Here is a 21,782-nt window from a genome sequence, read left to right as displayed (position 1 = left end):
AGTTTTATTGGCACGCGGGTGGAACGGATTTGCTGCGCAAACGCTGATGTGGCGGATTTTTGATGTGGATGGTGGTGAGGCATTGCTCTTGAATTGGTAGGCGGATGATGTGGGTTTGCTTATGCAAAGTACTGATGTTGGCGGATTTTTTGAAACACGGATTGGAGAAATTTTAGTAATTTTTAAAATCTTAAATGGTTGTAAATCTTGAGAAATTTCTTGACGGGATGGTTAATTTTTAGCACGCGGATGGAACGGATTTGCTGCGCAAAGTGCTGATGTGGCGGATTTTTGATGTGGATGGTGGTGAGGCATTGCACTTGAATTGGTAGGCGGGTGGAACGGGTTTGCTGGCGCAAAGTGCTGATTTTTGTTTCAGGTTACGGGTTGTGGGTTGCGGGTTTTTGGAACACGGATTGGAGAAATTTTGGTAATTTTTAAAATCTTAAAGGGTTGTAAATCTTGAGAAATTTCTTGACGGGATGGTTATATTGTGGGTAGTCGTAGGTTAGTGGAAAAATAGTACTACATTTTTTTTATTTTCTTTCAATACTTTATAAAGCACTTGTCTATACTTATGTAAGACTTATATGGTTTTTAATAAAAAAAAGAATGCAGAAAAGTTGAAAAAAGACTAACAATACTTATACTACAAAGCAATGGTGACTATCTTGATTTTCAGGTGCTTATAATCAAAAAAGAATGTTATTCTATTTTACAACTTATTGATTTTCAAATCATTAAAAACACATCCTAATTTACTGACAAACATCATCTTTGTTAAAAAAAGACCCTAATTGTGAATAAGTTTGCCTTTCTTTTTTCCTTTTAAATGATAAACTTTGTAAACGTCGGTTAGGCATGAAATCCGAAGCTAGTGCACTATGACAAAATTTATTTTATTCACTTTTAACACTAAAAAAAGATGAGTGTGAAGTACAAAGTTCTTCCAAGAAAGAACCCTCAGGACCTATTAGCGCCTGAAAAATTTTATGCCGCTGCCATTGCAGATGGGGAAACTGATTTAGACAAATTAGCGGAGCAAATTTCGTATCAATGTACGGTAACCGAATCCGATTGCTATGCCGTATTGTTGTCGTTAGAACGCAACATTATTAGCGAATTAGAGCAAGGCAGAATTGTCAAATTAGGACGTTTAGGTAATTTTCAAATTGGGGTAAGCTCTGAAGGTAGAGATACGGCTGAAGAAGTAACTTCAGGTGCGATTACCAAAACTAGAATTTTATTCCGTCCTGGAAAAAGATTGCGTTCATTATTGAATGACTTGTCATTCAGAAAAGCGAGCTAGAACCCCGATTTTTGAGCGTAATTGTGTAATAAGACCTCGAGTATTCCAGTGCTCGGGGTCTTTTTTTTGTTATAATTATAACAATTTCATGCGGACGAAATGTTTGCCTCGTCCTGACGAAACATTTTCTTCGTCCTGATGTTTTGTTTCTTTGATGCGGACAAACCTAAAAATTATATCTTGGAATTATTTTTTCAAAAAATGCAATTGAAATTCTTTTTTTGGCTCTTTTGAAAAAAAATACAACGACTTTTTCCACCTTTTATCGATTATTTTTTACCAAAAAGACATAAAAAAAGCTCAAAAAAACTGGCTAGAACCCCGATTTTTGAGCGTAATTTTGTAATAAGACCTCGAGTAGTTCCAGCTACTCTAACGAAATTATAGTGTAAATATAGTACTATATTTTATTTCACAAGCACGTTCTTTAAAAATTTAACATTGAAAAAGACAACCTTTTTGTTCCCCTTTTTTAATTATTTTTTTAGTATGACTTTTACATACAATTTTAGCTTTTACGCGTTTTTAATTTTAACACTTTGGTTTACGGATTCCCGTAAAATTCATAAAATCCCTTTGTTTACTTTAGCTCCCGAAGTTTGTATACATTTTTACTTGGTTTGAAAAACAGGTATTTTTACGGGTTGTTTCCCACCTTTTTTTTTCTTATGTTTGGGGGAATAGAATTAAGCAAATAAAATTATATGCAAGCAAAACCATTTTTAAAATGGGCTGGAGGCAAAACCCAGTTAATCACCGATATAGAAAAAGCGTTACCCAAAGAGTTCATTTCGCAAAAGTTTACCTATGTGGAGCCTTTTGTGGGGAGTGGAGCAGTTTTGTTTAATATAAACAAATAAATATGAATCTTCAATTTGATATTAAATTAGCTAATAATTACACGAGTAATTCTCAAATTGCAAGAGTCCTAACCGAAAGTTGGGTTAAAAATAATAGCTATTGTCCTTGTTGTGGTAATATTGTATTATCTGAGTTTGAAAATAATAAACCTGTAGCGGATTTTTACTGTAATGAATGTTTAGAACAATATGAATTAAAGAGTAAGGATGGCAATAAAGTAGGAAATAAAATTATTGATGGTGCTTATTCAACAATGATTGACAGAATAAACTCAGATGATAATCCAAATTTTTTCTTTTTAAACTACGACAAAAAAAAACTTCTTGTCAATAATTTTCTAATTATTCCAAAGCACTTTTTTGTAACTGAAATTATTGAGAAAAGAAAACCTTTGAGTGAAACTGCAAAAAGAGCTGGTTGGATTGGTTGTAATATTGATATTTCAAAAGTTCCTGAAAGCGGAAGAATTTTCTTGGTTAAAAATTCAGAAATAATTTCAAAAGAGTCTGTTCAACAAAAATGGATGAGCACAGAATTTTTAAAATCAAAAAATAAAGAAACTAGAGGATGGATTTTAGATATTATGAATTGTATAGATTCCATTAATACTGAAAAGTTCACATTAGAAGATGTTTATAAATTTGAAGAAAAACTCAAGTTAAAATATCCTAACAATAATTTTATTAAGGACAAAATAAGACAGCAGTTACAATTATTGCGTGACAAAGGAATTATTGAATTTTCTAGTCGTGGTAATTATAAAAAAATATCATATGGAAACATTTAAAATTGAAATTCAAGAATTCTTAGCTAGAGTTATCGAAGTAGAGGCTAATAACATTCAAGAAGCTTTTTCAAAAGTAAATAAGCAATATAAAAAAGAGGAAATTGTATTAGATTATAATGATTTTGTAGATGTCAACTTTATTGATATTAATAGCCAAAGTAAAGACGAAGAAATAAATATGTTAATAAAAGATATCCTTGAATATCTTTATGTTGACGAGCAAAAACATTTTGAAGAATCAAAAAATCCTAAGGACCATATTTTTACAAAACTTGAAAGATTAAAATTTCTAATTGATTAATTAGAATTGTATTTAGTTAATGAGCCAAAAACAGAATACTCTTTAGATTTAGAATTATAACTATAATTTATAAATCCTCATCATAGCAACATCTCTATTGTACAACCTTAGAATGTAATTTCTCCTAAGAATAGCGTCCAGATTTCTTTTTTGGTGGTGCCAAAGGTTTTGGTGGTGGGTTTGAACAGCACTCTTTGGAAGCAAATTTGTTCGGTTTGCGTTTCTTTTTGGTGGATGGTTAATTGGTATTTGGTGGTCCAATAATCGGCTGCCACAATAGAGTTTTCAAAGTTGGAAAGCGTAAAACTGTAGTCTTGGTTTTCAATTTTTGCCAGTAAATCGGTTAAATTAATCGTGGTGGGTGTGGTTGTTGTAACGTCTAATACCTTTGCGTTTTTGTCTTCAAACAATGAAAACAAGGTTGTTTTAACTTCTGCTTTGAGGTCTTCGGCGGTAGTGGTACTGGATACTAAATTTAGGTAATAATAATAATCTTCTACTTTTAAGGTGGCGCTTTCTTGGTAAGCTTTGATGGAAGCTATGGTGAAGTTTGCCTTAATTGCCGTTGCAGCAGGAAGGTTTGCATTTTGTCCCATGAGGCAAAACGAAGTTAATAGTGTGCTAATGATAAAAAAAGACCTCAACATATTATTCCTGGATTATGCGTATGAAATTGATTTTATTGTCTTTATTGCTTTGTATGTCTACCACTTTCATCTTTTTGATTGCCTTGCTAGGAATAATCAAACGTTCTGAAAATTCTTGTTTGTTAAAATATTCGGCTCCTAAATTGTCTTTTAACAGCACCATTACTTCAAGCTCATCGGCTAGTATCATTTGCAACTGCTCTTTTCGGGTTTGCCAATCTTTGATGTCTGACTTCATGAAGCCTTTCAACATCATGGGATAATCGTCGGGTTGCAACACTATCGGCGTGTTTGTTTCTTTGTGTACTACAATGGTTTTGTCTTTGTAATACGGGCTTTTTAAAACTATTGTAGCACTGTCTTTTTCTGATGGCAGCTGCAACTTGGAATCAACAATGGTTACTGGTGTTTCTACTTGGTTTTCTACTACAACCGCTTTTATTTCTTCGCTGTCAATTGGTGCGTTTGTAAAAGCATTTTTTACTTCAATGGTTTGTGTTGTCTTTGAAAACTTTACCACATAAACCACTATTGCTGCTCCTAGTATGACTGCCCCTCCTATCCAAAACCTCCTTTTTTTAGTATTGGTCTTGGCAATTGGTGTTGCGGTTATTTCTATTGCTTTGTGCTTAAAAACATACTCATCCCAACCAGAATACCCTACTAATTGCGACAAAATATCTAACATGTCTTTTCGAGGCAATTTCTCGTTGGTTTCAGGTTTTAAGTGGGTATAAATCCACTTTTCGCTCACCGTTTGCTTTACCCCTGTTTCAATTAACTGAATCAGGTTTTGAATGTCTTGTGAACTGAATGTTTTCCAATTGCCTTCAAAGTAAGGATAGTGCTTCTGATAGGTCAAAAGCACCTCTTGTTTCAGGTGGTGGAATAATTCTATTGGTTGCCTCATTAATTCAGTTTCAAAAGTAGTTTTTTAGTTGGTTTTATTTACTGTAAAACCACTGTAAAAGTAGCGAAAAATCTTTACAGTGAAAGGAAAGTTGTTTTGCTATCTCAAATTTTAGATAAGCTTGTAGTATTGCCCCATATTCATTTAAAAAAACAAAACATATGAAAACAAGTGTAGTACCCATTAAATTGATTCTTGGGTTAGTATTCCTTACTCTTTCGAATCTTTCAGCACAAATTAGCGGCAATCAGGTGTATGGTAACTCCAATTACAATGCCCACAACTACAATGCTGAAGCCTTACCTAACAATAGTGTAGTTGCTATTAACGATAATGTATTGACTGTATCTGTAAAAATTTTATGCAACAAAAAAGCGGATGGTTTTGTAATGACGCTTGGCTTGAATGAAGAAGATGCAACCGTGGCTGGGTGTAGTAAAAAAATAAATGCACGGATTGCGGGTTTCATCGAAAAAATTAAGTCGGAAGGCGTAAAGAAAGAAAACGTGTATATTGATTTTATTTCGCAGACCAAAATTTATGATTTTGAAGTGAATGGTGTCAATTCTGAACAGGTTGAGAAAGGCTTTGAAATTAAAAAGAACATCATCATTACGACCTCAAACGTAACTAGTTTGGAAAAAATAATTGCATTGGCAGCTGCATTTGAGATTCATGACGTGATTAAAGTGGACTATTTTAACAATGATACCGAATCGATTCACACTTCGCTTTTTGAGGAAGCGTTGGTTTTAGCTGAGGCGAAAAAAGTAAGGTATCTGAAAGCTTTTGGAAAGCGAATCGTAGGTACGCCCACGGCTACAGAAGAGTTTGCTACCGTTTTTCCAAAAACACAATACAAAATGTATCAAGCTTTTGAATCGGCTGAACTAGAAGTGAATAACTACAATCGTACGCCGTATTTAAAGAAAATTGCCCGAAAAAATAAGACTTTCTATTATGATGGTCTTTCGAGTGCTGGTTTTGACAAAGTCATTCATCCGAATCAAACCGAAGTGGGTATGCAATATGTAATGACCATTACAATGCATTATAAAATTGATACTTCTATTTAAAGGTAAGTTTATTCCATAAAAAAAGCCCTGAAAATTCAGGGCTTTTTTAAGCTTATTTTTTATTCAAGAAATTTTACATTAAACAAGCCTAATTTATATTCAACATTTAGAGTATCTCCATTTTTAAATTTATATAAAGAAGGATATTTCTTTAAAATTCTCAATGAATCAATTTTATTCAAATGTTCAGGTGAAGTTATAAATTCATTTTTGTTTTCATAAATATGAAATACTTTATTTGAACTATCTGTAACAACATGGTAGCCTTTTGTGTGATTTTCTAAATTGATTTTTGAGTTTAAAAATAAAAGAAAATCATCCGTTATACTCTTGAATAAAAATCCAAATAACGCAACTACAAGTAACATTGTAAAGGTGTATCCTACAGAAATAATCTTTTTTCTGTATCCATAAATAAGAAAAGAAATAAGTAAAACAGAAAGGAATAGAAGTGAATATTTCCATGATATTTCCTTAAAATTACGAATATCTATATCAAAATATTTTTCCTTTATATAGGGCCTCAGTATAAATATATGAGTACAAAATATTGCAATTAAAACTATATATGCAACAATTCTATTTTTTGAAATTTTCATTTGTTTTTTATATCTCTTTCAAAAATAATAAATGGTTTTTAATAAAAATACAGAAATAGAGAAATAATTCCATAAAAAAAGCCCTGAAAATTCAGGGCTTTCTAATTTAAAGGGTGAAAGACGGGTCTCGAACCCGCGACCTTCGGAACCACAATCCGACGCTCTAACCAACTGAGCTACAATCACCATTTGTTTTGTACAAAAGAACCTTAATTCTTTTGCGAGTGCAAATATAGGTGTTTCCTACAATCTTGCAAAGATTTTTTTTACTTTTTTACTACAATTTTATTTCAAATCTGCTAAGCTATTGACAGCCACATATCTCTCGGTAGTAAAACCTTCGGCATACTCCACTCCTACTAGTCTTCCCAAGTCTTGCGCACGGTATTTTATACTGTCTAAAAAGTTCTTAGAAGCTATGGGTGTTACAGGTTCTTTAGAGTTTGGGTCATAAAATTGAGATCCATACGCTTGTACTGATTCCATTTTGGCAACCATAAAACCCGAAACATCTACCACAAAATCAGGCTCAATAGTTTGCCACTGGATGTAATGATACACCACTTTTGGTCGCCAAGCCTGTTGTTTTTCTCCGTTTAATTCGGTTTCAATTTTTACCAATCCTGATAAAAAGCAAGCGTCGCTTACTAGTTTGCTGCCTTTTCCGTGGTCGATGTGTCTGTCGGTAATGGCATTGCACAATACAATTTCTGGACGGTATTTGCGGATCATTTGAATTACTTTCAATTGGTGCGCTTCATCGTTTTTGAAAAACCCATCGCGCATGTCCAAGTTTTCTCGTATTGAAACCCCTAAGATTTCAGAAGCTTTAGCCGATTCTGCATTACGAATTTCAACCGAACCGCGTGTACCTAATTCGCCACGGGTTAAATCGATAATCCCGACTTTCTTTCCAAGGCTAACTTCTTTGGCGATTGTGCCGCTACAACCTAATTCTACATCGTCTGGATGTGCTCCAAAAGCTAATATATCTAATTTCATTTTCAGTTTATAAGTTTATTGTTTAAAAGGTTTTTGAAACTAAAACATTTCGCATGGTCATGGATTTATTTTCTGTTTCAATGTATTCTTTTTCTGGATTGCTGTCTTTTGTGATGCCACAACCTACATAAATGGTTACAACGTCATTATCAATCTCTAAACAGCGTAAATTTACAAATAAATCAGTTTGCTTGTCATTATTGTATTCCCCTAAAAAACCTGCGTAATATTTTCGGTTATAGCCTTCGTTTTTTAGGATAAAATCGATAGCATTTTCTTTAGGCAAACCACAAACCGCAGGTGTTGGATGTAACGTTTTTATCAAATCGATAGCTTGAAAATCAGCTGTTAATTCTCCAGAAATAAACGATTTTAAATGGACTAAATTTCCAGCTTTAACAGTATTCGCATCGGTAACAATCAGTTGATTTACTTTATTTTTTATATTGGCTACTATATAATCGGTTACAAATTGTTGTTCTTCGATTTCTTTGGATTCCCAAATTACCTTTTCAGCAAACAATTGCGTTCCAGCCAAAGCCACCGTTTCGAACTGATTCTGGTTGATTTTCACCAATTGCTCTGGGGTAGCTCCCATCCATAGCCCTACTTTGGGATGAAAAAACAAATAGCGAAAAGCGGTAGGATATGTTGCTATTATGTTTTCAAACGAAGCTACAATAGCGATTTGTTCTTTTAAAACAATCTTTCGGGATAAGACCACTTTGTCAAATTCCCCGCTTTGGATTGCTGCAACTCCATTGGCAACTAAATTTTCAAAACTTTGTTTTTGGTTGTTTTCAGCCGTAAAACTTTCAGCTGTTTTTTTGATTTGGTTTTCAAAATTGCCTTGCAAAAACAGATTGCCTTCAAACGGAATTACGACTTGTTTTCCTTCTTGAAAGGGTATAAATACAAATCCGGCTTGATGGGTAAACTCAACCCATTCCTCGTTTTGTTGTAGGAGTAAATTCCAAACAGATTCATTTGGTTTTACATAGCAAACAAAAGGTTTTTGCTCTAATAAAAGTGTACTTATTTCTTTAAAAACTTGCATTATTGTCTTCTTGATAAGACCATATTAGTTAATTTGCAAAGTGAAATTAGCTTTCCTTCTTCGTCTACAATTCTAATTTCCCATAAGTGCAAACTTGCGCCTTTGTGAATGATTTTTGCTGTTGCCGTTACCATTCCTTCGCGTTTGCTTTTTAGGTGATTGGCTGAAATTTCGATACCGCGCACTTCTTGTTTTTCTGGATTTACAAACATTAACGAAGCGGCACTTCCAACACTTTCTGCTAGCGCTACAGAAGCCCCACCGTGTAATAATCCCATTGGTTGGTGTACTCTTGGGTTTACAGGCATGGTTGCGGTTAAGAAATCTTCACCCGCATCGGTGTAAACAATATCTAAGGTATTCATTAAAGTGTTTTTACTCCAATCGTTGCACAATTGCAGCATTTTTTCTCTATCAAACATCATAACTTTATTTTTTGTAAAATTAAGCATTCCGAACAGAATATTTCAACTGATTTAACGTTTTAGTAAGTATTTTAAACACATTTTGTTTTTATAGATTTAAAATTAATAATTACTTTTACAAAAAATCAACTATACATGCGTCGTTATATACTTTTATTATTAATAGGATTTGCCGTTTCATTAACTTCGTGCCGAAACGATTTTGATTTTGAATCGAGTACGGGAGGCTTGCGTTTTTCTAAAGACACGGTTTATTTGGACACTGTTTTTACCAATATTGGTTCGAGTACCTACACCCTAAAAGTGTATAACAAGAGTGATAAAAACATTTCGATTCCCAAAGTACAATTGGCAAAAGGAGCAGCATCTAAATACCGCATGATGGTAGATGGTATGCCTGGAAAAGTATTTGATAATGTGGAGTTATTGGCAAAAGACAGCATGTTTATTTTTATTGAAGTGACCGCTGATGTAGCCGATGCCAATCCGACCGATTTTTTATATACCGATCAAATTTTGTTTGGCGAAGGGCCAAATACGCAAAAAGTTGAATTAGTCACCTTAATTCAAGATGCCTACTTTATTTTTCCGCAACGCACCCAGAATCCTGATGAAACTTATACTTATGAATCGCTCAATTTGGGATTAGATGACGAAGGAAATCCGATAACGATTAGAGGGCAATATTTGGACGAAGCAGACCCAATTAATGGCAATGAACTCCATTTTAACAATACCAAACCCTATGTCATATATGGTTATGCGGCAGTTCCTAGTACCAAAACACTAGTGATTGACCCAGGTGCAAGGGTGCACTTTCATGCCGAATCAGGATTGATTGTTGCGAATAATGCTTCGATTCATGTGAATGGAGCTCCTTCCGCCACAGCAGCCTTAGAAAACGAAGTGATTTTTGAAAGCGACCGATTGGAACCAGATTTTGCTGAAGTTCCAGGACAATGGGGAACGCTTTGGCTCACGCAAGGCAGCACAGATAATCAAATTAAAAATCTAACGATAAAAAATGCTACGGTTGGAATTTTAGTCTCTGGAAATGATGGCACTGGTACTCCAACATTAGACCTTGAAAATACTCAGATTTATAATTGTTCAAATGTGGGTATTCTAGCTCGTACTGGAAACATTGAAGGTAGAAATGTAGTCATTAATAATTGTGGCGAAGCTTCGTTTGCTGGAAGTTTTGGTGGCAGTTATGAGTTTGTGCATTGCACGTTTGCTAATTATTGGGCTGTTCCTAATCAAACAGGAATTGTTTTAGATGATTATGATGGTACAGCTTTGTATGCCTTAACCAAAGCCAACTTCAAGAACTGTATTATTCATACCTCTAGTAATTTGGGCATTAGCTTGCAAAAAGAAGGAAGCGTATTCAATTATAATTTTGACCACTGCTTGATTAAGTTTGCCGATTTTAGTAATCAGTTTACCAATAATCCTTTGTATGCTTTTTCAAATGCGTCATTATTTGATACTTGTATCATTGCAACTAATTCAACGGTGAATAAACCTGATTTTAAAGATGCTACAAAAAATCAATTGATCATAGGCGAAGATTCAGCAGCAAAAGGAATGGCTGATGCTTCCTATTCAACTTTTAATGATATTTTAAACAATCCAAGAACTGGTGCTACTGATATTGGTGCTTACAATTGGATTACTTTTGACTAACCAATTTAAACTATACAATTATGAAAAATCTCTCTTTATCGCTATTCATTATTGGTTTAACATTCGTTTCTTGTAAAAAAGAAGAAGCGCAAAAACCAGATGAAACAACCACTAAAGAAGAAGTTGCTGCAACAACAAAACCAGATTCTGCTGCAGTCGCTAAAGCATGGATGGATTATGCAACACCATCAAAAGCGCATGAAATGTTAGCTAAAGACAACGGTACTTGGGATGCCGAACTAACTTTTTGGTCACCAGACAATCCACAAGAAATGAAATCTACTGCTACCGTAACTTATAAAATGATTATGGGCGGAAGATATCAAGAAGGAACTTATTCAGGTGATATGTTTGGAATGCCGTTTGAGGGAAAAGGAACGGTTGCTTTTGATAATGCTACTGAAGAATTTATATCTACTTGGATAGACAACATGGGAACAGGAATGATGGTAAATCGTGGAAAATATGATGAAGCGACAAAAACATCTACTTTTCATGGCGAAATGGTGGATCCAGTGACTAAAAAAGCTAAAAAAGTAAAAGAAGTTATTACCTATATTGACGACAACAATCAAAAAATGGAAATGTTTGATATTCTAGAAGATGGCAAAGAATTCAAGTCGATGCAAGTAGTTTCGAAACGTAAAATGTAGTTTTCAACAAAAAAGAAAAAAGCTGTTCAAAAAAGAACGGCTTTTTTTGTTTTTAAACCTTTATAAAACTTTGAACTTCTAACTTTTTAGAATAAATTTGCAACTTCAACAACAACACAAATAACTACACAATGATTCATTTCTTCGGAAACCAATCCAACACGGTTTTTGCGGTTCAAACGCAAAACGAGATTTCATCAGAAGACATCAACAAATTAAATTGGCTTTTTGGCAACGCCCATAAAATAGAAAAATCCGTATTGTCGGATTTTTTTGTTGGACCACGTGCCGCTATGATTACGCCTTGGAGTACCAATGCAGTTGAGATTACTCAAAATATGGGAATTTCTGGCATCATTCGTATTGAGGAATTTGAAAAAGTAGCTGCCGATTTTAACGATTTCGACCCAATGCTTTCGCAAAAGTATTCGGAATTAAATCAAGACATTTATACTATTAATATCCAACCAGAACCCATTTTGGATATTGAAGATATAGACGCTTACAATAAATCAGAAGGTTTAGCACTAAGTCCGGAAGAAGTGGACTATTTGAATAATCTTTCAACGAAATTAGGAAGAAAGTTAACTGATTCTGAAATTTTTGCTTTCTCACAAGCGAATTCAGAGCACTGCCGTCACAAAATTTTCAACGGAACCTTTGTGATTGATGGTGAAGAAAAACCAACTTCTTTATTCAAATTAATCAAGAAAACTTCGGAAACAAATCCAAACGATATTGTTTCGGCATATAAAGATAACGTAGCTTTTGTAAAAGGTCCGAAAGTAACACAATTCGCACCAAAAAGCGCTGACAAACCTGATTTTTACCAAGAAAAGGAATTTGATTCAGTACTTTCCTTAAAAGCAGAAACACACAACTTCCCTACAACAGTTGAGCCATTCAACGGAGCTGCAACGGGTTCAGGAGGAGAAATTCGTGACCGTTTAGCTGGTGGACAAGGTTCATTACCATTAGCAGGAACTGCTGTTTATATGACTTCTTATTCTCGTTTAGAAAATGAACGTCCTTGGGAAAACGGAATGACTGAAAGACCTTGGTTATACCAAACTCCAATGGATATTTTGATTAAAGCCTCAAACGGAGCTTCAGATTTTGGGAATAAATTTGGACAACCTTTAATTACGGGTTCTATTTTAACTTTCGAACATGAAGAAGCTTCGAGTGCCTCAGCTTCCAAAAGTAGAAAGTTAGGTTACGACAAAGTCATCATGCAAGCCGGTGGAATTGGTTATGGAAAATTAGACCAAGCGATTAAAAAGAAACCTACGGCAGGCGATAAAATCGTTATTTTAGGTGGAGAAAATTATAGAATTGGAATGGGTGGTGCTGCGGTATCTTCTGCAGATACAGGAGCTTTTGGTTCAGGAATTGAATTAAATGCTATCCAACGTTCGAATCCAGAGATGCAAAAACGTGCAGCCAACGCGATTCGTGGTTTGGTAGAAAGCGATAATAATCCGATTGTTTCAATTCACGATCATGGAGCAGGCGGACATTTGAATTGTCTTTCTGAATTAGTAGAAGAGACTGGAGGTTTGATCGATTTAGATAAATTACCTGTTGGAGACCCTACCCTTTCTGCAAAAGAAATCATCGGAAACGAATCGCAAGAAAGAATGGGATTGGTTATTGGTGAAAAAGATATCGAAACATTACAAAGAATTGCAGACAGAGAACGTTCTCCAATGTATCAAGTAGGTGATGTTACAAACGACCATAGATTTACATTCGAATCAAAATCGACTGGTGTAAAACCAATGGATTATGCTTTGGAAGATTTCTTCGGAAGTTCGCCAAAAACAATTATGACGGATAAAACCGTTGCAACAAATTACTCAGATTTAGCATATTCTAAAGAAAATATAGCAAGCTACTTAAGTCAGGTTTTACAACTAGAAGCAGTAGCTTGTAAAGATTGGTTAACTAATAAAGTGGACCGTTGTGTAGGCGGACGCGTGGCAAAACAACAATGTGTTGGTCCATTACAATTACCTTTAAACAATGTTGGAGTTATGGCATTGGATTTCAAAGGAAAAGAAGGAATTGCGACTTCGATTGGGCACTCGCCTATTTCGGCGTTGGTAAATCCTGTTGCGGGTTCAAGAACGGCTATTGCTGAAGCTTTATCGAATATCGTTTGGGCACCTTTAAAAGACGGTTTACAATCGGTTTCGTTATCAGCCAACTGGATGTGGGCTTGTAAAAATGAAGGAGAAGACGCTCGTTTATATGAGGCAGTAAAAGGTTGTTCCGATTTTGCTATAGAATTAGGAATCAATATTCCAACTGGAAAAGATTCGCTTTCAATGAAACAAAAATATCCAAATGATGAAGTAATTGCGCCAGGAACGGTTATTATTTCAGCTGCTGGAAATTGTTCGAACATTACGAAAGTAGTAGAACCCGTTTTACAAAGAAATGGCGGAAACATTTATTACATCAACTTATCGCAAGATTCGTTTAAATTAGGTGGAAGTTCGTTTGCTCAAGTGTTGAATAAAATTGGAAACGATGTTCCAACGATTCAAAATTCGGAATTCTTCAAAAAAGCATTCAACGTTTTACAAGATTTAATCAAAGACAGAAAAATTAAAGCAGGACACGATATTGGAAGTGGTGGTTTAATCACAACTTTATTAGAAATGTGTTTTAGCCCCCTAACCCCCGAAGGGGGAATTCCTCACTTTGAGGAAACTGGGATGGCATTAAATTTTGATTGTTTTAAAGAAAAAGATTTAGTTAAAATATTGTTTTCAGAAAACATTGGAATTGTTGTACAACCAGCTAATAATGAAGAATTTGAAAAACAATTAACCGAAAATCAAGTTGAATTTTTTAATTTAGGAACAGTTACGACTAACGGAAAATTAGAAATTATTTCTGAAACTTCAGTATTAAATTTAGATGTAGCTTCTCTTCGTGATACTTGGTTTAAAACATCATTCTTATTAGATTCAAAACAAGCTAAAAACGGAATGGCGCAAGCACGTTTTGACAATTATAAAAACCAAAAATTACAGTTCACATTCCCAACGCATTTTGATGGAACCCTTCGACAAGCTCAGGCTGACATTGCTCCTGTTGGTTCAAGACCAAAAGCAGCAATCATTCGTGAAAAAGGAAGTAATTCTGAACGTGAAATGGCAAATGCTATGTACTTAGCAGGTTTTGATGTAAAAGATGTTCACATGACCGATTTAATTTCGGGAAGAGAAACATTAGAAGACATTCAATTCATTGGAGCAGTTGGAGGATTTTCGAATTCGGATGTTTTAGGTTCGGCTAAAGGTTGGGCTGGAGCATTTTTATACAACGAAAAAGCGAATACCGCATTGAAAAACTTCTTCAAAAGAGAAGACACACTTTCTGTTGGAATTTGTAATGGTTGTCAGTTATTAATGGAATTAGAATTGATTAATCCAGAACACGAAGTTCATGGAAAAATGCATCATAATACTTCTAATAAGCACGAGAGTGGCTTTACTTCGGTAACGGTTCAGAAAAATAACTCAGTGATGTTATCCACGTTAGAAGGAACCACTTTAGGCGTATGGATTTCGCATGGAGAAGGAAAATTCAAATTACCTTATTCTGAAGAAAAATATAACATTGTAGCAAAATATGCTTACGAAGGATATCCAGCAAATCCAAATGGTTCTGATTTCAACACAGCTATGATGTGTGATACCACTGGAAGACATTTAGTTATGATGCCACACATTGAGCGTTCGACTTTCCCTTGGAACTGGGCACATTATCCAGAAAGAGGACAGAAAGATGAAGTTTCGCCATGGTTAGAAGCATTTGTAAATGCTAGAAAATGGATTGAGCATAAGAAATAATATCAAAAATCAGCTTTTAATAAGCTGATTTTTTTTGTAATATTGTGATTCAAACATTTATAAAATGAGCCAAACCTCTACATGCCTTAATTGCAATAATCAAGTGAGTGGAAACTTTTGTAATAATTGTGGTCAAAAAACTGACATACACCGTATTACCTTCAAACATTTTATCGCACATGATGTGCTGCATGGTTTGTTTCATGTAGAAAAAGGAATGCTTTTTACCGCCAAAGAATCGCTTACTCGACCAGGGAAAGCCGCTTTGGACTATATAGAAGGCAAAAGAATTCGTTATTATAATGTTTTTTATTTTATTCTACTTCTAATTGGTTTGAATCTTTTTTTATCGAACTATTATGATAAATTATCTGAAATTTATATTGGACAAACTTTTGCAGAAGAGAGTAATGTTACGGGGAAAAAGTTTGAGCATTTTTTTACAGATTATGCCAAAATTTTGATTTTTAGTTTTGTTCCCTTATTTGCAGTAAATAGTTTTTTACTTTTTAGAAAGCGAAGATTAAATTTTAGCGAGCATTTCATTATAGCTGGCATTACTTTTTTAGGAATCCTTTTAATTATTACAGCTGATTCAATTGTTTCCCTTTTAGATTTTACAAAATACTTTGATTCAGTATCTGGTTATTTTAGTTTTTTCACTTCGTTTGCAGTGTTATTTTTTCCTATTTTTAGTTATTATCAAACGTTTAAAGATTACTATAAGAAAATGTATTTTTCGATGCGAATGCTTGTATTTACGCTATTGATAATCTTTGAACTTGTCGTATTTATGCTATTGATATATGGCTATGTAAGCGATTGGAATTTTGGACCTTTATCTTATAGAGCTTAATTATGTGGTATGTAATTTTAAGCGTAATCTGTAGTGTTTCCGTTGGAATATTGCTCAAAATAGCCAAGCGTTATCAATTAAATATTTTCCAAATTATCAGTTGGAATTATAGTGTGGCCTTATCGTTTACCTACTTTTTATTTAATCCTCAAATTAAAGAAAGTAGTGGCTCGCTTCCTTTGGAGTTATTGATTAGTCTTTCTATTTTATTGCCTATTGTGTTTCTTTTTCAAAACACTTCAATAAAGCATACTGGAATTGTTAAAACAGATATTGCCCAACGGTTATCGCTTTTTATCCCTATAATTGCTTCCTATTTTATTTTTCAGGAGCACTTCAATTCTTATAAGATTGTTGGCTTAATTATAGGTTTTTCTGCTATATTTTTCACGTTATTTAAAAAATCTGAAATTAAAAATTCGCCTTCAAAATTATTGTATCCTATATTGGTTTTACTTGGTTTTGGAATTATTGATACATTGTTTAAAAAAGTTGCCACTTCGAGTAATGTTCCGTTTACAACCACCTTGTTTTTTATTTTTTGTGGTGCTTTTGTAGTTTCTCTTTTAATATTAATCTATAAAGTATTGTTTCAAAAAGAGCCAATCAAATTTAAAAACTGCTTTTGGGGCATTGGATTAGGTATCTTAAATTTTGGAAACATTTTATTTTATTTAAAAGCTCATAAAGCGTTGTCTGAAAATCCATCTACTGTTTTTGCGGGAATGAATATGGGAGTTATTGTATTAGGAAGCTTAGCCGGAATACTCTTATTTAAAGAAAAAATGACCAAAAGGAACTATTTTGGGATTGTTTTGGCTATAATTTCAATTATTTGCATTACCCTTTCTCAATTGAAACAAATTTAGTAGGCTTGCATAGTAATTTATTATTCTTAAAAAATTAAACTAAAGATTATCAATTGTTTAAAAAATTGCACAATTAGTTTTATTTTTATAATTTGCAACAAATATTAATTGTGAATTATGAACAATATTACACGCTTATTCGATTTTCCTTATCACCAATTAGAAAAATATAACTTACCTGATGCATTAGTTACTAAATATGGTGACCAATGGGTAAAAACCTCTACTAAAGAATATCTTGATAAAGCAAATGCCATTTCAAGAGGGTTACTTCGTTTAGGTGTTCAAAAAAATGATAAAATCGCAATCATTTCATCAAATAATAGAACAGAATGGCATATCACAGATATTGGTGCTTTGCAAACTGGCGCACAAACAGTTCCAATTTATCCAACGATATCTTCTGAAGATTACGAATACATTTTAAATCATTCTGAATCTTCTTATTGTTTTGTATCCGATCAAGAAGTATATGACAAATTAGTTGCTGTACAGAACAATATTCCAAATTTAAAAGCTATTTATTCCTACAACGATATTAATGGATGTAAAAGCTGGAAAGAAATTTTGGAACTTGGAGCCGATGAATCTAACCAAGATGTTGTGGAAGACCGCAAAAACAATGTCACTACAACTGATTTAGCTACAATAATATATACGTCTGGAACTACAGGAAGACCAAAAGGTGTGATGTTATCGCATCAAAACATTGTTTCGGATGTTTTATTAAGTGCACCTAGAGTTCCGTTAAGACCTGGTGATACAAAAGCATTAAGTTTCTTACCTATTTGCCATATTTTTGAGCGAATGTTGACATACTTATACCAATATTATGGTATTTCAATATACTTTGCCGAGAGCATTGAAAAAATATCAGACAATTTAAAAGAAGTACATCCACATGTAATGTCTGTTGTTCCTCGTTTATTGGAAAAAGTGTACGACAAAATTTATGCAAAAGGTGCTGAATTGACAGGTATTAAAAAGAGATTATTCTTTTGGGCAACTGGATTGGGAATTCAATACAAGCCATATCAAGAGAATGGATGGTTCTATGAATTCCAATTAAAAATTGCCAGAAAATTAATTTTCTCTAAATGGCAAGAAGCACTTGGAGGCGAATTAGAATTACTAGTTTCTGGTAGTGCTGCGTTACAACCAAGACTAACCAAAGTATTTACTGCAGCAGGAATTCCAGTTATGGAAGGTTATGGATTAACCGAAACATCGCCTGTAGTATCCGTTAATGACATGAGAAACAGAGGTTTCAAAGTAGGAACAGTAGGAAGAGTTTTAGATGGTGTTGAAGTAAAAATTGCTGAAGACGGTGAAATCTTATGTAAAGGACCAAATGTAATGATGGGTTATTACAAAGATGAAACACAAACTAATGAAGTGTTAAAAGGAGGCTATTTCCACACAGGTGATATTGGCGAAATTGATAATGAAGGATTCTTAAAAATTACTGATCGTAAAAAAGAAATGTTCAAAACTTCTGGTGGTAAATATGTGGCTCCTCAATTATTAGAAAATACTTTTAAACAATCAAGATTTATTGAGCAAATAATGGTAATTGGTGAAGGCGAAAAAATGCCAGCTGCATTCATACAACCTGCTTTTGATTTTATTAAAGATTGGGCAATTAAACATCCAGATGTAAAATTGGGTGATTCAAATGAAGAAATTTGTTCAAATCCAATAGTAATCAAACGAATTCAAGAGGAAATCGACCATTATAATGAGCGCTTTGGCAATTGGGAAAAAGTAAAACGTTTTGAGCTTACACCAGACGTATGGTCAATTAACGACGGGCATTTAACTCCAACCATGAAATTAAAACGTAAAATAATTAAAGAAAAATATTTAAACTTATACACTAAAATATACGGAGAACAATAAAAAAATCCACCAAAAGGTGGATTTTCGTTTTTTAAATGTTAAAAAATCATTAATTATAGAAAAAAGTCTTAAAATACTATGCGTGCATAGTATTTTTTTTTATATTTGAACAAATTTAGATTATGCAAGACAAAACAATTGACTATATATTAAGATATACTTGGCAAGCAGTTGCTAGAATGTATAATGAAGAAGCGACAAAATATGGTGCTACCATGGCAACAGGTTTTGCGCTTTTAAGCATTGATAGAGAAAATGGAACACCATCAACCACACTAGGTCCGCGAATGGGAATGGAAGCCACTAGTTTGACCCGTACCTTAAAATCAATGGAAGAAAAGGGGTTAATCATTCGTAAAAAAAATCCCGCTGATGGTAGAGGCGTTCTAATATATTTAACCGAGCTGGGTAAAGAAAAAAGAGAACTTTCAAAAAATACCGTACTACGATTCAATGATACAGTTAGAGCTAATTTAACCGAAGAGAAATTGCAAAATTTTATGGAAGTAGCCGAAATTATTAATGAGTTAATTACGGATAAAAAAATATTTAACGACAAATAAAAACAAACCCTATCAACAACATGAAACGTAATATTAAAAAAGTAGCTGTTATAGGTTCGGGTATTATGGGAAGCGGCATCGCTTGTCATTTTGCTAATATTGGTGTAGAAGTCTTATTATTAGACATTGCTCCAAACGAATTAACCGAAGCTGAACAGAAAAAAGGATTGACTTTAGAAAGTAAAGTTGTTAGAAATAGATTGGTGAATGACCATTTAGCTAATGCTTTAAAATCGAAACCCTCTCCTATTTATCATCCCAGTTTTGCTAATCGAATAACTACAGGAAATACAACAGATGATATGTCTAAAATTGCAACTGCAGATTGGATTATCGAAGTTGTTGTAGAGCGCTTAGACATTAAAAAAATTGTTTTTGAACAAGTTGATAAATATAGAAAACTAGGAACTTTAGTGACTTCAAATACTTCTGGTATTCCTATTCAATTTATGAGCGAAGGAAGAAGCGAAGATTTCCAACAACATTTCTGTGGTACGCACTTCTTTAATCCTGCGCGTTACTTAAAATTATTTGAAATTATTCCTGGACCAAAAACATCACAAGAAGTATTGGATTTCTTGAATGGTTATGGTGAAAAATTCTTAGGAAAAACTTCGGTGATTGCTAAAGATTCTCCAGCTTTTATTGGAAATAGAATTGGAATTTTCGGAATCCAAAGTTTGTTCCATCAAGTAAAGGAAATGGGATTAACCGTTGAAGAAGTAGATAAATTAACAGGACCAGTAATTGGTCGTCCAAAATCAGCTACTTTTAGAACGGTTGATGTTGTAGGTTTAGATACTTTAGTTCATGTTGCTAACGGAATTTATGAAAATTGTCCAAACGACGAGGCTCATGAATTGTTCAAACTTCCTGAATTTGTTAACAAAATGATGGAAAACAAATGGTTGGGAAGCAAAACAGGACAAGGTTTCTACAAAAAAGAAGGAAAAGACATTCTAACTTTAGACTTAGATACATTAGAATATAGAGCGAATAAAAAAGCTTCATTCGCAACTTTAGAATTAACCAAAACGATTGAAAAACCAATCGACAGATTCAAAGTTTTAGTTACTGGAAAAGACAAAGCAGGAGAATTTTACAGAAAAAATTTCGCTTCGATGTTCCAATATTGCTCTAACAGAATTCCTGAAATCACCGACGCTTTCTATAAAATCGACGATGCTATGAAAGCTGGATTTGGTTGGGAAAACGGTCCATTCGAAATTTGGGATGCTATCGGTGTTGAAAAAGGAATTGAATTAATGAAAGCGGAAGGCTATCAACCTGCTACTTGGGTAACTGATATGTTAGCTTCTGGAAGTACTTCTTTCTATTCAGTTAAAGATGGAGCAACACACTTCTACTCTATCACTAATAAAAAAGTAGAGAAAATTCCTGGTCAGGATGCTTTCATCATCTTAAATAACATTCGCGAAAGCAAAAAAATATGGAACAACAGCGATTCTATAATTACCGATTTAGGTGATGGTATCATCAATTTAGAATTTACCTCTAAAATGAATTCTATTGGCGCTGGTGTTTTACAAGGAATCAACAAAGCCATTGATATTGCTGAAAAAGACTACAATGGTTTAGTAATTGGTAATCAAGGAGCAAATTTCTCTGTTGGAGCTAATTTAGGAATGATTTTCATGATGGCTGTAGAGCAAGAATATGACGAATTAAACATGGCCATCAAAATGTTCCAAGACACGATGATGCGTTGTCGTTATTCTGCAATTCCAGTTATCGTTGCTCCTCACGGAATGACATTAGGTGGTGGTTGCGAATTAACCATGCACGCTGATAGAGCTGTTGCCGCTGCAGAAACTTACATCGGATTAGTAGAATTTGGTGTTGGAGTAATTCCTGGTGGTGGTGGTTCTAAAGAAATGGCTTTAAGAGCTTCTGATTTATTCCGTAAAAACGATGTTGAATTAAACGTTTTACAAGAATATTTCTTAACAGTAGGTATGGCAAAAGTAGCAACTTCAGCTTACGAAGGTTTTGATACTGGAGTTTTACAAAAAGGAAGAGATATTGTAGTAGTAAACAAAGACCGCCAAATCGCTACAGCTAAACAAGTAGCTTTACAAATGGCAGAACAAGGCTATACACAACCTGTAAGAAGAAAAGACATCAAAGTATTAGGTAAACAAGCTTTAGGTATGTTCTTAGTTGGAACGGACCAAATGGAAGCGGGTAAATACATTTCTGAACACGATAAGAAAATCGCCAACAAATTAGCTTATGTAATGGCTGGTGGCGATTTATCAGAAGCAACTTTAGTTTCTGAACAATATTTATTGGATTTAGAAAGAGAAGCATTTTTATCATTAACTGGAGAAAGAAAATCTTTAGAAAGAATTCAGTACATGTTAACCAAAGGGAAACCATTAAGAAACTAAGA

Annotated in this window: 18 protein-coding genes, 1 tRNA gene and 1 pseudogene; 13 read left to right on the top strand and 7 right to left on the bottom strand. The window is 33.9% G+C overall.

Annotation, left to right across the window (positions count from 1 at the left end):
• Positions 1 to 925: 925 nt before the first annotated feature.
• The 4 genes and pseudogenes from G4L40_RS08675 to G4L40_RS08660 all read left to right on the top strand — a co-directional run bounded on the left by G4L40_RS08675 (position 926) and on the right by G4L40_RS08660 (position 3,258).
• On the top strand, positions 926 to 1,309 hold the full coding sequence (locus tag G4L40_RS08675; RefSeq protein ID WP_166236807.1) for an HU family DNA-binding protein: 384 nt from the start codon (positions 926 to 928) through the stop codon (positions 1,307 to 1,309).
• Between the two features lie 704 nt (positions 1,310 to 2,013).
• A pseudogene (locus G4L40_RS08670) lies at positions 2,014 to 2,154 on the top strand (DNA adenine methylase); the annotation flags it as partial.
• Between the two features lie 17 nt (positions 2,155 to 2,171).
• Positions 2,172 to 2,957, top strand: a complete 786-nt coding sequence (locus G4L40_RS08665) for a DpnI domain-containing protein (protein WP_166236805.1) — start codon at positions 2,172 to 2,174, stop codon at positions 2,955 to 2,957.
• A complete protein-coding gene (locus G4L40_RS08660; protein WP_166236804.1) occupies positions 2,944 to 3,258 on the top strand; it encodes a DpnD/PcfM family protein in 315 nt (104 codons plus the stop codon). The genes G4L40_RS08665 and G4L40_RS08660 overlap by 14 nt, the downstream gene beginning before the upstream one ends.
• A 107-nt stretch (positions 3,259 to 3,365) precedes the next feature.
• On the opposite strand, the gene G4L40_RS08655 is transcribed toward G4L40_RS08660, so the two are convergent.
• Together G4L40_RS08655 and G4L40_RS08650 are read right to left on the bottom strand one after the other, a co-directional pair.
• The gene (locus G4L40_RS08655) at positions 3,366 to 3,854 is read right to left on the bottom strand and encodes a hypothetical protein (protein ID WP_166236803.1); all 489 of its coding nucleotides are present in this window, start codon (positions 3,852 to 3,854) and stop codon (positions 3,366 to 3,368) included.
• Positions 3,855 to 3,906: 52 nt separating this feature from the next.
• Positions 3,907 to 4,815: a hypothetical protein gene (locus G4L40_RS08650; RefSeq protein ID WP_166236802.1), complete on the bottom strand. Its 909-nt coding sequence runs from the start codon at positions 4,813 to 4,815 to the stop codon at positions 3,907 to 3,909.
• 161 nt (positions 4,816 to 4,976) lie between these two features.
• Here G4L40_RS08650 and G4L40_RS08645 point away from each other — a divergent pair, with 161 nt between their 5' ends.
• The gene (locus G4L40_RS08645; protein WP_166236801.1) at positions 4,977 to 5,891 is read left to right on the top strand and encodes an SIMPL domain-containing protein; all 915 of its coding nucleotides are present in this window, start codon (positions 4,977 to 4,979) and stop codon (positions 5,889 to 5,891) included.
• Positions 5,892 to 5,950: 59 nt separating this feature from the next.
• On the opposite strand, the gene G4L40_RS08640 is transcribed toward G4L40_RS08645, so the two are convergent.
• The 5 genes from G4L40_RS08640 to G4L40_RS08620 all read right to left on the bottom strand — a co-directional run bounded on the left by G4L40_RS08640 (position 5,951) and on the right by G4L40_RS08620 (position 8,974).
• Positions 5,951 to 6,490, bottom strand: a complete 540-nt coding sequence (locus G4L40_RS08640) for a hypothetical protein (RefSeq protein WP_166236800.1) — start codon at positions 6,488 to 6,490, stop codon at positions 5,951 to 5,953.
• Positions 6,491 to 6,601: 111 nt separating this feature from the next.
• Positions 6,602 to 6,677, bottom strand: a tRNA-His gene (locus G4L40_RS08635).
• A gap of 98 nt (positions 6,678 to 6,775) precedes the next feature.
• Positions 6,776 to 7,492, bottom strand: a complete 717-nt coding sequence (bshB1, locus tag G4L40_RS08630; RefSeq protein WP_166236799.1) for a bacillithiol biosynthesis deacetylase BshB1 — start codon at positions 7,490 to 7,492, stop codon at positions 6,776 to 6,778.
• Between the two features lie 22 nt (positions 7,493 to 7,514).
• The gene (locus G4L40_RS08625; protein WP_166236798.1) at positions 7,515 to 8,549 is read right to left on the bottom strand and encodes an isochorismate synthase; all 1,035 of its coding nucleotides are present in this window, start codon (positions 8,547 to 8,549) and stop codon (positions 7,515 to 7,517) included.
• Positions 8,549 to 8,974 (bottom strand): hotdog fold thioesterase, encoded by a 426-nt coding sequence (locus G4L40_RS08620; RefSeq protein WP_166236797.1) that lies wholly within the window; start codon positions 8,972 to 8,974, stop codon positions 8,549 to 8,551. The genes G4L40_RS08625 and G4L40_RS08620 overlap by 1 nt, the downstream gene beginning before the upstream one ends.
• Positions 8,975 to 9,109: 135 nt before the next feature.
• Between G4L40_RS08620 and G4L40_RS08615 the strand changes: the two genes are divergently transcribed.
• The 8 genes from G4L40_RS08615 (at position 9,110) to G4L40_RS08580 (ending at position 21,780) form a co-directional block, all read left to right on the top strand.
• Positions 9,110 to 10,663: a right-handed parallel beta-helix repeat-containing protein gene (locus G4L40_RS08615; RefSeq protein WP_166236796.1), complete on the top strand. Its 1,554-nt coding sequence runs from the start codon at positions 9,110 to 9,112 to the stop codon at positions 10,661 to 10,663.
• Between the two features lie 20 nt (positions 10,664 to 10,683).
• Positions 10,684 to 11,316: a DUF1579 domain-containing protein gene (locus G4L40_RS08610; RefSeq protein WP_166236795.1), complete on the top strand. Its 633-nt coding sequence runs from the start codon at positions 10,684 to 10,686 to the stop codon at positions 11,314 to 11,316.
• A gap of 131 nt (positions 11,317 to 11,447) precedes the next feature.
• Entirely contained in the window at positions 11,448 to 15,182 is a 3,735-nt protein-coding gene (gene purL, locus G4L40_RS08605; RefSeq protein ID WP_166236794.1) for a phosphoribosylformylglycinamidine synthase, read from the top strand.
• Positions 15,183 to 15,246: 64 nt separating this feature from the next.
• A complete protein-coding gene (locus tag G4L40_RS08600) occupies positions 15,247 to 16,038 on the top strand; it encodes a DUF3667 domain-containing protein (RefSeq protein ID WP_166236793.1) in 792 nt (263 codons plus the stop codon).
• Between the two features lie 2 nt (positions 16,039 to 16,040).
• Positions 16,041 to 16,907: a DMT family transporter gene (locus G4L40_RS08595; protein WP_166236792.1), complete on the top strand. Its 867-nt coding sequence runs from the start codon at positions 16,041 to 16,043 to the stop codon at positions 16,905 to 16,907.
• 117 nt (positions 16,908 to 17,024) lie between these two features.
• A complete protein-coding gene (locus G4L40_RS08590; RefSeq protein ID WP_166236791.1) occupies positions 17,025 to 18,806 on the top strand; it encodes an AMP-dependent synthetase/ligase in 1,782 nt (593 codons plus the stop codon).
• A 122-nt stretch (positions 18,807 to 18,928) separates the two neighbouring features.
• Entirely contained in the window at positions 18,929 to 19,369 is a 441-nt protein-coding gene (locus G4L40_RS08585) for a MarR family winged helix-turn-helix transcriptional regulator (RefSeq protein ID WP_166236790.1), read from the top strand.
• Between the two features lie 20 nt (positions 19,370 to 19,389).
• Positions 19,390 to 21,780 carry a 3-hydroxyacyl-CoA dehydrogenase/enoyl-CoA hydratase family protein gene (locus tag G4L40_RS08580; protein WP_166236789.1) on the top strand — a complete coding sequence of 797 codons (2,391 nt, stop codon included), beginning with the start codon at positions 19,390 to 19,392 and terminating at the stop codon, positions 21,778 to 21,780.
• Positions 21,781 to 21,782 lie beyond the last annotated feature (2 nt).

The sequence above is a fragment of the Flavobacterium celericrescens genome (assembly GCF_011392075.1).
Taxonomy (GTDB): Bacteria; Bacteroidota; Bacteroidia; order Flavobacteriales; family Flavobacteriaceae; genus Flavobacterium; species Flavobacterium celericrescens.
This window is presented reverse-complemented; position numbering and strand designations above follow the sequence as displayed.